General features: G+C 43.5%; 12 protein-coding genes. 11 read left to right on the forward strand and 1 reads right to left on the reverse strand.

Annotated features, from left to right (window positions below):
• Positions 1 to 89: 89 nt before the first annotated feature.
• Positions 90 to 458 carry a hypothetical protein gene (locus JMX13_RS09765; protein WP_201612310.1) on the reverse strand — a complete coding sequence of 123 codons (369 nt, stop codon included), beginning with the start codon at positions 456 to 458 and terminating at the stop codon, positions 90 to 92.
• Between the two features lie 184 nt (positions 459 to 642).
• Between JMX13_RS09765 and JMX13_RS09770 the strand changes: the two genes are divergently transcribed.
• The 11 genes from JMX13_RS09770 (at position 643) to purF (ending at position 11,484) form a co-directional block, all read left to right on the forward strand.
• Positions 643 to 1,308 (forward strand): alpha/beta hydrolase, encoded by a 666-nt coding sequence (locus JMX13_RS09770; protein WP_201612311.1) that lies wholly within the window; start codon positions 643 to 645, stop codon positions 1,306 to 1,308.
• A gap of 77 nt (positions 1,309 to 1,385) precedes the next feature.
• The gene (gene zapE, locus JMX13_RS09775) at positions 1,386 to 2,492 is read left to right on the forward strand and encodes a cell division protein ZapE (RefSeq protein WP_201612312.1); all 1,107 of its coding nucleotides are present in this window, start codon (positions 1,386 to 1,388) and stop codon (positions 2,490 to 2,492) included.
• 45 nt (positions 2,493 to 2,537) lie between these two features.
• Positions 2,538 to 3,212, forward strand: a complete 675-nt coding sequence (locus JMX13_RS09780; protein WP_201612313.1) for a nitroreductase — start codon at positions 2,538 to 2,540, stop codon at positions 3,210 to 3,212.
• Positions 3,213 to 3,425: 213 nt separating this feature from the next.
• Positions 3,426 to 4,718 carry an NAD(P)H-dependent glycerol-3-phosphate dehydrogenase gene (locus JMX13_RS09785; protein ID WP_201612314.1) on the forward strand — a complete coding sequence of 431 codons (1,293 nt, stop codon included), beginning with the start codon at positions 3,426 to 3,428 and terminating at the stop codon, positions 4,716 to 4,718.
• Positions 4,719 to 4,849: 131 nt separating this feature from the next.
• Positions 4,850 to 5,311: a SixA phosphatase family protein gene (locus JMX13_RS09790; protein ID WP_201612315.1), complete on the forward strand. Its 462-nt coding sequence runs from the start codon at positions 4,850 to 4,852 to the stop codon at positions 5,309 to 5,311.
• Positions 5,312 to 5,429: 118 nt separating this feature from the next.
• Positions 5,430 to 6,749 (forward strand): type II secretion system protein GspL, encoded by a 1,320-nt coding sequence (gene gspL, locus JMX13_RS09795; RefSeq protein WP_201612316.1) that lies wholly within the window; start codon positions 5,430 to 5,432, stop codon positions 6,747 to 6,749.
• A 2-nt stretch (positions 6,750 to 6,751) separates the two neighbouring features.
• Positions 6,752 to 7,315: a type II secretion system protein GspM gene (gene gspM / locus JMX13_RS09800; RefSeq protein WP_201612317.1), complete on the forward strand. Its 564-nt coding sequence runs from the start codon at positions 6,752 to 6,754 to the stop codon at positions 7,313 to 7,315.
• A gap of 125 nt (positions 7,316 to 7,440) precedes the next feature.
• Positions 7,441 to 7,866 carry a DUF4870 family protein gene (locus JMX13_RS09805; protein WP_201612318.1) on the forward strand — a complete coding sequence of 142 codons (426 nt, stop codon included), beginning with the start codon at positions 7,441 to 7,443 and terminating at the stop codon, positions 7,864 to 7,866.
• Positions 7,867 to 8,097: 231 nt separating this feature from the next.
• Entirely contained in the window at positions 8,098 to 9,132 is a 1,035-nt protein-coding gene (locus tag JMX13_RS09810) for a quinone-dependent dihydroorotate dehydrogenase (RefSeq protein ID WP_201612319.1), read from the forward strand.
• An 80-nt stretch (positions 9,133 to 9,212) separates the two neighbouring features.
• Positions 9,213 to 9,710, forward strand: coding sequence for a CvpA family protein (locus JMX13_RS09815; RefSeq protein ID WP_201612320.1), 498 nt, complete (start codon positions 9,213 to 9,215; stop codon positions 9,708 to 9,710).
• 238 nt (positions 9,711 to 9,948) lie between these two features.
• The gene (purF, locus tag JMX13_RS09820) at positions 9,949 to 11,484 is read left to right on the forward strand and encodes an amidophosphoribosyltransferase (RefSeq protein WP_201612321.1); all 1,536 of its coding nucleotides are present in this window, start codon (positions 9,949 to 9,951) and stop codon (positions 11,482 to 11,484) included.
• Positions 11,485 to 11,556 lie beyond the last annotated feature (72 nt).

Consider the following 11,556-nt stretch of genomic DNA (forward strand, 5'->3'; position numbering starts at 1 on the left):
AGCTAAAAGCTAAAAGCTAAAAGCTAAAAGCTAAAAGCTAAAAGCTAAAAGCTAAAAGCTAAAAGCTAAAAGCTAAATAATAAACTGTCTTATTGGCAACGGAAATTAATCATATACTCATAATCATCTTTACGTGATAAGTCTGGTGAGCCCGTACCAAATATCGAACCGATGACCGCGCCCGCTTGTCCGACCATACGGCCCGTTTGCTCATTTAAAATACCGTTATATTTTACTTTGTCATCAACGATAATCACTTGTTTTCTTCCACAGGTTTTTTGCGCACTGTCTATCGCATTTTGCTGAGCTTTGACTTTGCTCTCAGCGATACCCGTGGTTTCATAAATCGAGTTAGCGCGCTGAATCACCGGTGAAGAAGGCGTGCTTTGACAGGCACTTAAAGCCAGAGCCGCAGCCAGTGTTGCTGTTAAAGTAGCGGTTTTATTAAAAATATTCATAATGGTTTCCTTTTTCCTATAAGTTAAATATATTGCTCGACAACTTGTATGAATCTAACGTATTGCGACGAGGAGTGTCTAGGCGGTTATTGTGTGCAACGTTGCAGGTACACAGCAAATCACTTGAAATATAAACCATATCTAGGATAATTGGACTATTCATTCTTAATTAGTAAGTAATTCTATGCAACTGATTCCTGCTCCTGCTGGCGTGCTCGAAGTCGACGCGCTATGGCAACAAGACAATCCTAAAGATACGAATACCGATACAGTGGCGCTACTTTGCCATCCCAATCCGTTATTTGAAGGCACAATGAACAATAAAGTGGTTACGACCATGTATCGTTTTGCTCGTGATAACGGCATGCATGTGGTACGTTTTAACTTTCGCGGCGTTGGTCAGTCAACCGGCGAACACGACTACGCAGATGGGGAGGTAGTCGATGCGATGACCGTGCTACAATGGATTGCAGAGCAGACCAACGCTCGTAAGCTATGGCTAGGTGGCTTCTCCTTTGGTGGTTATGTGATAGCGCGTGTCGCTGAGCAAATTATGGTATCGCCGCATATTTGGGGATTGAGTGATTTTGAAATAGCAAACGTTGCTCTTATCGCACCCTCAGTCGAAAAAAACGCCACCGATGATTTGAGCTTACCGATTGAGAAAACCTTTGAGATATATGGTAATGAAGACAATGTGGTTGCGCCTGCTATCATGCAGGAGTTTGCTGAGCGTCTCGGACTGCCGGTTAGTATCGTTGATGGCGCTGGGCACTTTTTTCACGGACGTTTATCTGAGCTTAAAGGTTTATTAGAAAAGCATAGTTTTGGGTCTAAAGATTCGCACTAAAATAGATTTTGTTAGCCCGTTTAGCTAACAATGCTTTTAGTTTTTTATATTTATTTTGTCTAATGATGAGTCGTATTATGAGTTTATCTCCCTTGCAACGTTATGAGCAGGCCATCAGCACTGATGAGTTTACTCGAGATGAGCAGCAATATCAGGCAATGAGCTATTTAGATGGTTTGTATCATCAGCTCAATGATAGCGTGGCGCAAAAAAAAGGCTTTTTTAGCTTTCTAAAATCAAAACCCGCTGCGCCCAAAGGCTTATATATGTGGGGCGGAGTAGGACGCGGTAAAACATGGATGATGGATATGTTTTACGACTCTTTGACCATTGAGCGTAAGATGCGCCAACATTTTCACCACTTTATGCAGCGCGTTCATCAAGAGCTAAATAATCTACAAGGCCAGAGCGATCCGCTAGAAAAAGTCGCGGATATCATTTATGCAGAAGCAGTCATTATCTGTTTTGATGAGTTTTTTGTCTCTAACGTCTCAGACGCCATGATTTTGGGCGATTTGTTCACCATGCTATTTAACCGCGGCGTCACCTTGGTTGCAACATCAAATATTGAACCATCAGGACTTTATAAAGATGGTCTACACCGTGATCGCTTTATGCCAGCTATCGCCGAAGTTGAGCGTCATACCACGGTGATGAATATTGACTCTGGCATTGATTATCGTCTGCGTGTCTTACAGCAAGCGGAGTTATATGAATCGCCGTTGACTAAGGCCAATCACCACTGGCTTGCCAACCGTTTCGCCAGTTTGTCCAACAATCAGAAAATCAGCAACGCGCCTATTACCATCAATGGTCGCGAAATCAAAATCAATGCGCGTACTGAAGATATTTTATTTTGTGACTTCCGTCATTTATGTATGGAGCCACGCTCAGCGTCTGATTTTATCGAAATTGCCAAAGAATTTAGCACAGTGTTAATCAATTCTGTGCCCGCTTTGGATGATGATTTGCGTGATCCCACCCGCCGTTTTATTTATCTGGTTGATGAGTTTTATGATCGCCGCGTCAAACTATTGGTAAGAGCAGAGCAGCCAATTCTCGAGCTCTATCAAGGACAAAAATTGGCCTTTGAGATTGAGCGTACACGTTCACGCCTGCTTGAGATGCAGTCAGAAGATTATTTGCGCATGGATCATCGCATCGAAGGCTCAGAAGCGGCGTAAGGCATATCGCTAATGCATTTGCATAATAATAAATAAGGATAAAATATGAATAGTTCTGAAGATAATATGGATAATAGCAACGAACTGAACAGTGATAGTGAAGAAAATCAAGCCGAAAGCCCGAGAGGGGCAAACGCGCAAGTAACCGATGAGCAACTGATTAACTGGATTAAATCAAGACGTAGTATCGGCAATTTGAGCATTCCGGCACCGACAGAAAGCCAGATTAGAGCAGCTATTGATTGTGCGGTTACCGCGCCTGATCATAAAAAACTGCGTCCGTGGCGCTTTATCGTCACTCAAGGTAATGCCCGTCATGACTTGGGCCGTGCTTTTTTAGCCGCTGCTGAAGCACAAGCGGCGCAAGAGGGCGAAGAGCTGTCTGAGAAATCACGCAAGAAAACCTACAATATGCCGCTGCGTGCGCCCGTTATTATTACAGTCGTCACCCACATGCAAGTGCATAAAAAAGTGCCACCTTTTGAGCAAATGCTCAGTGCAGGTGCAGCAGTGCAAAACCTTATTTTGGCACTACAAGCTCAGGGCTTTAGTACGGTTTGGCGTACGGGATTATTGGCTAATGAGCCTGCCGTCAAAGCCTATTTTGACGTTGGCGCAGATGATTATGTCACGGCTTTTGTTTATACTGGCAGCAGTCCTTGCGATATGCCAACGCGCAAGCCGATTGGTATTGAGCCATTACTGCGTTTTGAGTCATAGCGTCGAGACAGGTCTATGATTACGGCGATGTTTCAATAAGGTAATGGCTGTCATAACGCGACACAGCAAAGCAAAACAATGACCAAACTGGTCACGTTATTTCAATAAAATAACGGTTCTATATCAATAATTGTTGAAACATACCGTCAATCTCACTGTATACTCAGCACAAATTCTAATCATAATTCAGTCAGTCAATACGGATAAAATAATATGACCAGCGCTAATGATAAAAAGACAGATGCAAATATAGAGGACAGTCAAACAGATGACAAAGGGGCTGAAAAACAAAACAGTTTGCTATCCGGTATCATTGAGCGTGCCACCAAATCTGGGCTTGGACGTAAGAAGTTAAATCCTAGCGCGGTTGAATCTGCGGTGGCAAAAAATATGGCAGAAATCCATAACAATCCAACCAAATTGCGTTTGGCATTTTTAGGTGGCGGTAGCTTTGGTACGGCCATGGCAAACCTGGCTGCCCGCAATGGCTGTGATACCACGCTGTGGGTACGCAATAAACGTACTGTTAAGGCTATGTCAAAGACGCAGACCAATAAAAAATATCTGCCCGGTTATAAGCTTGATGATCGCCTCAAATACAGCCACGATTTACAAGCGGCGGTCAAAGATACCGATATTATTTTTATCGCTGTCCCAGGCCTCGCGTTTCGCGAAACCCTTAAAAGCATCGCGCCCTTTATTAGCGGGCAATCTATTGTCTCTTTAACCAAGGGTATGGAAAAAGATACCTTTGCTTTGATGAGTGATATTATTAAAGATGAGCTGCCGGAAGTAAATTTTGGCGTGATGTCAGGGCCAAATCTCGCCATTGAGATCATGAAAAATATGCCGTCTGCTACGGTCATTGCCAGTGACTCTGAGCCACTACGCCATGCGGTACAAGCAGCATTACATAGTGCTTTCTTTAGAGTGTTTGCCAGTGATGATGTTCGCGGTGTTGAGCTTGGTGGCGCGCTGAAAAACATTTATGCCATTGCCATGGGTATGGCGGCAGCTTATGAAGTTGGCGAAAATACCAAAGCCATGATATTGACTCGCGGTTTAGCGGAAATGAGCCGTTTTGGCGTGCATGCTGGTGCCAATCCGCTGACCTTTTTAGGTCTGTCGGGCGTCGGTGATTTATATGCTACTTGTAGCTCAGAGCTGAGTCGTAACTATCGTATTGGTAACATGATCGGTCGCGGTATGACTATCGATGCTGCGGTCAAAAAACTGGGTCAAACCGCAGAAGGCGTGAATACTATTCAGCAGGTTCATGAAAAAGCCACCAAAGAAGGCATCTATATGCCGATTACCCATGCTCTGCATGCGGTCATTTATGAAGATAAAGCCGCGCTTGGCGTCGCCTTACATCTTATGGAGGCGGGATTCCGTAGTGATGTTGAGTTTGTCATGGAGCATGATCATAGCAATGCTGCACTAACGGCGCAAATGCAAACGGCAAGCAAAGCTAAGCATAAAAAAGATGATGACAATAATAAGTAATGGTTAATTAATGATGCTTAATCAGTAATAGGGTAGAAGACAGATGTTTTAGTACTAAAATAGTTTCATCGTCACAAGCTTATTATTATCAAATTAGTCAGATAAAAGTAATAAACAAGGTAGTTAAGATTATGAAAATTATCTTAGTACGTCATGGTCAAGCAGAAGATGAGACGCGCCCAGACAGTGCGCGTCAGTTGACTGATTTTGGTCAGCAGCAAGCGGCGCAAACAGCAAAGTATATTACCACTCATTATCAACCTGATTGTTTTGTCGTGAGTCCTTATAAGAGAGCGCAGCAGACACTGGCAGCACTACAGTTACGTGCACCTAACGTGCCATCACAAATACAAGAGAATATCACGCCTTCTGACGATGCTCGTCAGGCGCTGATAGATATTGGTAATATTGAAGCAGAGTGTCTGGTGGTCGTCTGTCATATGTCTATCGTTGCTCATATCGCTGGCCTACTAACGGGTGATTACCCTGAATCCTTCTCTTTAGCAGAAGCGCGTGTGTTTGAGATGGATTTTGTGCTGGCGGGTATGGCAACCGAGATAGACCGTTTTGTCCCAGAACAACCTTATCAGTAACAATAATAAAAACGCTCGTAAAACCCTATATATTTTTGCTAGACCGCCGCTTTAATAAATGACAGCTTCAATAAGCAATGACTTTAAACAGCAGCTTTGATAATTAAGGACACATTTGGTGTTACATGTTTGGTTAAGAGCGCAGCACAGTCCTCTAGCGGTCTGGCATGAAGACATAAAGCAATGGCAATTGATTGACAGCTGGCAACAGCTACATGACATCTATGGTAGCTATAAAACCAATAGTCAAAAATCGGTTTGCCTGTATTTCCCCTCAAGCCATGTCTTACAAGTAGATTCTGAGCTAAATACGGCTCAGCTCAAACAATTAGGTATGAGCGGTAAGCAGTATTTATTTGAAGAAACTTCTCTGACACCAGTTGAACAGTTAGCCATTCGCCAAATGACTGAGAATAGCAGTCATCATTTTTATGCTTTGGCTCAAAGCGATATCGAATCATGGCAGCAAAGCGCTAAGCTTGTTGGCATGAACATCGTAGCGTTACTGCCTGATTTTTTATTACTGCCAACGCCAGAAGAGGGCGCAGGGCAGCATCGTTTGTTTGTATTGTACCAAGACAAACAAACGATGCTGCTGCGCCAATCCTTACATCAAGGCATGGCAGTCAGTTACTTGCCTTTAATATTTGAGCGTTTTCCGCATTTAAGTGAAGTGCTGCTATTACCAGCCATTGATAGTGCCTTTGATGATTCTAATCACGCTTCTCATAATGGTCTTGCTGAAAATTTTACTAATGAGCCAGCACTTGGTGATGATATTGATTTAACAAAGCATGAAACTACCGCCAACGCCTTTACTCAAACGGCGGCAATGATTGCCGAGCATCAATTATTATTAACTACGCTTCCCGTTACTCCTAAACCGCTTGAAATTCCTGAACGCCATGCGCTGAACTTTTTTATTAAATCAACAGATTCGCAATTATCACCGTATCTGCGGGTGGCGATGATGGTCGCGCTGTCAGCATTGGTATTACAGATGGCGACCGATGGAGTGCAATGGTATCAGTATAAGGCGGCGACAGCGGCGACCAAAACCGAGATTGCCACTCAGTATCAGTCTTGGTTTCCAAATGAGCCGCTTAGTACGCGCACAAAGCTACAAGTGCAGTTGCAACCAAAACTGCGTAGTGACAGCCAAGCGCCTAACTCTCACATAGCCGTATTATCACGTATATCACCGTTGATTAAACAGTCGTCATTACGCGCACAAGCTCTAGTCATGCAGCCAACTGCGCTTAGCTTTACGTTGATTGCACCAGACCGCGGCAGTCTTGATCAATTTACCAATACGCTAGTTTCTCAAGGCTTAAACGCCAAATTAGAACAAGTGAACGGCAATGAGCAAGGGCAGTTTAGTGGTCAAGTGACCGTTGATGTGGTAGAAAACAATAGCAGCGTTAGCAATAAAGGGTAACCATGAAAAGATTACAGCGCCTCGCCAAACGCAGCACTATTGTGACTGACCCTCGAAGCAGTGCGTTATCAACGCGGATGAGTAGCTATCAAAGTATCCTAACGACACGTTGGCAGGCATTGTCTGCGCGTGACCAATTAGCCTTGATGTTATTATCGGCATTCTTGCTATTATTTATCGGTGGCTATGGCGGCTATAGTGTCCATCAAGCAGCAAATGCGAGCAAAAATGAGTATCAAGAGCAGGTCGCTGATTATTTTTGGTTACGTGCCCAAGCTGGTAACATTGATAGCAATGCGTTAAATGCTGCTAGTATTGCAAATGGCGTAGATGCCATGCCGCCGGCTAGTAGTATCAGTGCGCTATTAAATAATTCAGGGATTGCCGATGCGCAGGTCATTGCGGCTGGCGATGCGGTGCAACTGAGCTTTGCTCATCCAAGCCAAGCCGTGGTTAGTGGCGCACTCGGTAAGCTTGAACAGCAAGGTTGGCAATTTACTCAACTGTCTATGCAGCAAGATTCGGTCACTAAAGCAATTCAAGTACAGGCGACCGTGACTTCTTAATATTTGTACTCAATTATGTTGGAACATATTTAACCATGTTGATGGTTTAAAGTTTGCCGCATTGAAACCTTGCTTATTTGCCACAATAATATAGCTATTAGCCACAGAATATAACGAGTGACAGTATGATTAACAATACCAATAATACTATGAGTGATAATAAGCGCCGTTCTTTGATTACCTATAATCACATCACGTATCTGCTCTATGTGCTCAGCTATTTTACCGCGGGACTGCTGTGGATTGTGCCTATTTTTATGAATTATGCCAAACGCCATGATGCTGATGGTACTTGGCTTGCTACCCATTTTGATTGGCAGATTAAGACCTTTTGGTATAGCATCTTCCTGTTTGTTGTTGGTGTGCTTATCATCACATTTGCCTTAGGTGGTTTTGGCGTAAGCATGCTCGCTGAAACCAATAATATTGCCATCGGCTCAGTATTGTTGGCCAGTTTGGGTTTTATTATTATGGGCTTTACTTTTATTTGGCATCTGTACCGTATTGTACGTGGTTGGATTGCGCTCACTGATGGACGCCCAGTTCCCTAATATAAAAACAAGAATATCAATAAGCAGCAAATACGAATAAATAATGCTGTCTGATATTGGCTTATTAAGTAAGTCAATTGACAGCGTTAACGATTATTTATTCGCAGGATATAGCGCAATTTGTCCTATGAAACTTTGGTCTTATTTCAGTTAAGCTGATATAATCGCAGCGCTTGACCTCATTCGTTTTTCTTATTTATCATTTCTTTTCAAGCAGGGTCTGTCATTACTATGTCTTACGCCTTACTTCGCCCTTTTTTGTTTAATATGGACCCTGAGCACGCGCATGAGATGACTTTATCTTTATTAGATAAAGCTCATAAAGCGCGTGTGTTAGGCTTAGTATATGGTCAGTCAATGCAGCCAACCGATTGTATGGGTTTGCAGTTTGCCAATCCTGTTGGGCTTGCCGCCGGCTTGGACAAAAACGGTGACTATATTGATGCGTTAGCAGAGTTGGGTTTTGGTTTTATTGAAGTGGGTACCGTTACGCCAAAGCCGCAAGCCGGTAATGACAGACCAAGACTATTTAGAATCAAGCAAGCCGATGCTATTATTAACCGGATGGGCTTTAATAATGAAGGTGTTGATTATCTGATTGAAAATGTAAAACGCTGTAAATACAAAGGCAATATTGGCATTAATATCGGTAAAAATGCGGCGACACCGGTTGAAAATGCAGCTGATGATTATGTCTATTGCTTAGAGCGCGTTTATCCGCATGCTTCTTATATTACCGTAAATATCTCTTCTCCGAATACCAAGAATTTGCGCGACTTACAAAGTGGTGAAGCGTTAACCCAATTATTAGATACCATTAAAAACCGCCACAATCAATTGGCAACCGAATATGGCTTTTATGTACCATTGGTATTAAAAGTCGCTCCCGATTTAGAGCCGTTACAAGTTGATTATATCTCCCAGCAGTTGCTGGACTTTGAGATTGATGGTTTGATTGCCACAAATACCACTTTGAGCCGCGTGGGTGTTGAAGACTTGCCCGATGGTAACCAAGCAGGCGGTTTATCAGGTCGTCCTGTCAGCCACATTAGCACCCAGATTTTACAACAATTCTCCGATCAGCTGGGTGGTAAGGTAGCGTTGATTGGCGTTGGCGGTATCGATAGCGGTGACAAAGCGGTCAAAAAAATCGAAGCAGGTGCAGATTTGGTGCAGCTTTATTCCGGGCTTATCTATAAAGGGCCTGGACTGGTACAGTCTTGCATTCAATCTATCGGCGGCTATTACGATGCGATGGATGGTTAAGACTTTTAACGACTTTCACAATGGTAAGCTTTTTAACTTTACTGAAGTACACCATATAAGATGCAAATGAGGCGATAAACATGAGTGGTTTAGACATTGTGATTGCTGTGGTTGTCCTGATTGGCTTATGGCGGGGTTTTCAGGTAGGTCTAATTAAGACAGCTGTCGGTTTGGTCGGTTGGTTTGTCGCACTTATTGCTGCCACGCGTTTAGCAGGTTCGGTCGCACCGCAATTATCAAGTATGGTAGAGAATCCTGTCTTGCAAATGGCGCTGGCGTTTTTAGTGATTGTAATTGCTATCTTAGCCATTATGCATCTGGTTGCGTTTGTGTTTTCTGGGGTACTTAAAACCTTACGTCTTGGCGTCCTTGATAAAATGGGGGGCGGGGTACTTGGCGCGGCAAAAAATGTGCTTATGGTTTTGGTGGTGCTTAGCGTCAGCGCGCCATTATTGGTGCAAATGCCGCAATGGGAAACTTCGGTGCTTGCGCCTGAATTACTGCCTTATGCCCCTATGGGTAAAGAGTTGGTCTCAGATATGTTTGGCTTGGCATGGGATCAGGTCAATCAGTCTTAAGCTTGATATGCGTGATAAGCGCTCAAAAAAAGCTATTCAATCCTCTTTAATATTCGTAAAATACACCTCTATTTATCATCATCAACTTGTCTTATGGATAATTGTCCTTATCTATTGTCCGTGAGACGTTATTCTCAGCAAGATCATCAGCTTTGCGGCAAATGATAGGCGAAAATTCAAGACAACCTTGTCAGCCGTTATTGTGTTATCAATGTGTGGTACAAAATAGGATACAACTATGTGTGGAGTCGTTGGGGTCGCAGCTCATGAGCCAGTCAACCAAATTCTTTATGATGCCTTAACCATGTTGCAGCATCGCGGGCAAGATGCGGCAGGTATTGTGACTTTACAGGACGGTCGTCTTTATTTACGTAAAGAAAATGGCATGGTACGTGACGTGTTTATGAACCGTCATATGCTAAAGCTGGTGGGTAAGTTTGGTATCGGTCACGTCCGTTATCCAACTGCTGGCACCTCAAGTAGTGCCGAGGCACAGCCTTTTTATGTCAACTCGCCTTATGGTATTACGCTTGCACATAATGGTAATTTGACCAATGCTGAGAGCTTGGCTAAGTCTTTATATCAAGAAGATCGCCGCCATTTAAATACCGATTCAGACTCTGAAGTGTTGCTAAATGTCCTTGCGCATGAGATGCAAAATTTGGATAAAACCAATCCAACGCCTGCGGATATCTTTGAAGCAGTGACAGCGGTTTATGGGCGCATTGAAGGCGCTTATGGCGTGGTTGCTCTGATTACTGGTCATGGTTTGCTGGCCTTCCGTGATCCAAATGGTATCCGTCCGCTGATTTTCGGTAAGCGCATGGCTGCTAACGGCGGCACAGAATATATGGTCGCTTCAGAGTCAGTCGCGTTGACGGGTTCAGGCTTTAGTATTGTGCGTGATGTTAAACCGGGCGAAGCTATCTTTATTGATTTAGACCATAAGCTACATACTCATCAGTGCGTCGAGCAACAAGAATATACGCCTTGTATCTTTGAATATGTGTATTTTGCCCGTCCAGACTCTATTATGGACAATATTTCTGTTTATAAATCACGCCTACGTATGGGTGAAAAGTTGGCCGATAAAATCCTTGCCGAATGGGGTGAGGACCATGATATCGACGTGGTCATTCCGATCCCTGATACCTCGCGTACTTCAGCGATGGAGCTGGCGTTAAAGATGAACATCAAGTACCGTGAAGGGTTTATGAAAAACCGCTATATCGGTCGTACCTTTATCATGCCAGGTCAGCAGCAACGTAAAAAATCAGTTCGCCAAAAGCTAAGCGCCGTGCCACTTGAGTTTAAAGGCAAAAACGTTCTCTTGGTTGATGATTCAATCGTTCGCGGTACCACCTGTCACGAAATTATCCAAATGGCACGTGATGCTGGTGCCCGTAAAGTATTCTTTGCCAGTGCTGCGCCGCCAGTTAAATATCCAAACGTCTATGGTATCGATATGCCAGTGCGTAGCGAGCTAATCGCCTCAGGTCATAGCGTTGAAGAAGTGCGTGAGATTATCGGTGCTGACCGCTTAATCTTCCAAGATTTGGACGATTTGATTGAAGCTGTCAAAGATACTAAGCATAGCAAGGTTGAAGGTTTTGATTGTGCGGTATTTAATGGCTGCTACATTACCGGACAAATCAACGAAGCCTATCTTGAGCATTTGCAAGAGCAACGTAATGACACTGCCAAGACTGGTAAAAAAGGCGTACAAATCGTGGCTGATACCCCAGTCGATATGATGGGCGTAGAAGAGCTGTAAGAGACGAAATATCTTAAAATAAAGTAATGGCAAAATAGAAAGGCTGCAATCATTGAGATTACAGCCTTTTTT

The organism is Psychrobacter immobilis, assembly GCF_904846285.1.
GTDB lineage: Bacteria > Pseudomonadota > Gammaproteobacteria > Pseudomonadales > Moraxellaceae > Psychrobacter > Psychrobacter immobilis_D.

What these genes read in the sequence shown, in the direction of transcription:
- JMX13_RS09765 (WP_201612310.1), bottom strand. Translation starts at nt 458, where the DNA reads ATGAATATTTTTAATAAAACCGCTACTTTAACAGCAACACTGGCTGCG.
- JMX13_RS09780 (WP_201612313.1), top strand. Translation starts at nt 2,538, where the DNA reads ATGAATAGTTCTGAAGATAATATGGATAATAGCAACGAACTGAACAGT.
- JMX13_RS09815 (WP_201612320.1), top strand. Translation starts at nt 9,213, where the DNA reads ATGAGTGGTTTAGACATTGTGATTGCTGTGGTTGTCCTGATTGGCTTA.
- JMX13_RS09810 (WP_201612319.1), top strand. Translation starts at nt 8,098, where the DNA reads ATGTCTTACGCCTTACTTCGCCCTTTTTTGTTTAATATGGACCCTGAG.
- JMX13_RS09805 (WP_201612318.1), top strand. Translation starts at nt 7,441, where the DNA reads ATGATTAACAATACCAATAATACTATGAGTGATAATAAGCGCCGTTCT.
- gspM (WP_201612317.1), top strand. Translation starts at nt 6,752, where the DNA reads ATGAAAAGATTACAGCGCCTCGCCAAACGCAGCACTATTGTGACTGAC.
- purF (WP_201612321.1), top strand. Translation starts at nt 9,949, where the DNA reads ATGTGTGGAGTCGTTGGGGTCGCAGCTCATGAGCCAGTCAACCAAATT.
- JMX13_RS09770 (WP_201612311.1), top strand. Translation starts at nt 643, where the DNA reads ATGCAACTGATTCCTGCTCCTGCTGGCGTGCTCGAAGTCGACGCGCTA.
- JMX13_RS09785 (WP_201612314.1), top strand. Translation starts at nt 3,426, where the DNA reads ATGACCAGCGCTAATGATAAAAAGACAGATGCAAATATAGAGGACAGT.
- JMX13_RS09790 (WP_201612315.1), top strand. Translation starts at nt 4,850, where the DNA reads ATGAAAATTATCTTAGTACGTCATGGTCAAGCAGAAGATGAGACGCGC.
- zapE (WP_201612312.1), top strand. Translation starts at nt 1,386, where the DNA reads ATGAGTTTATCTCCCTTGCAACGTTATGAGCAGGCCATCAGCACTGAT.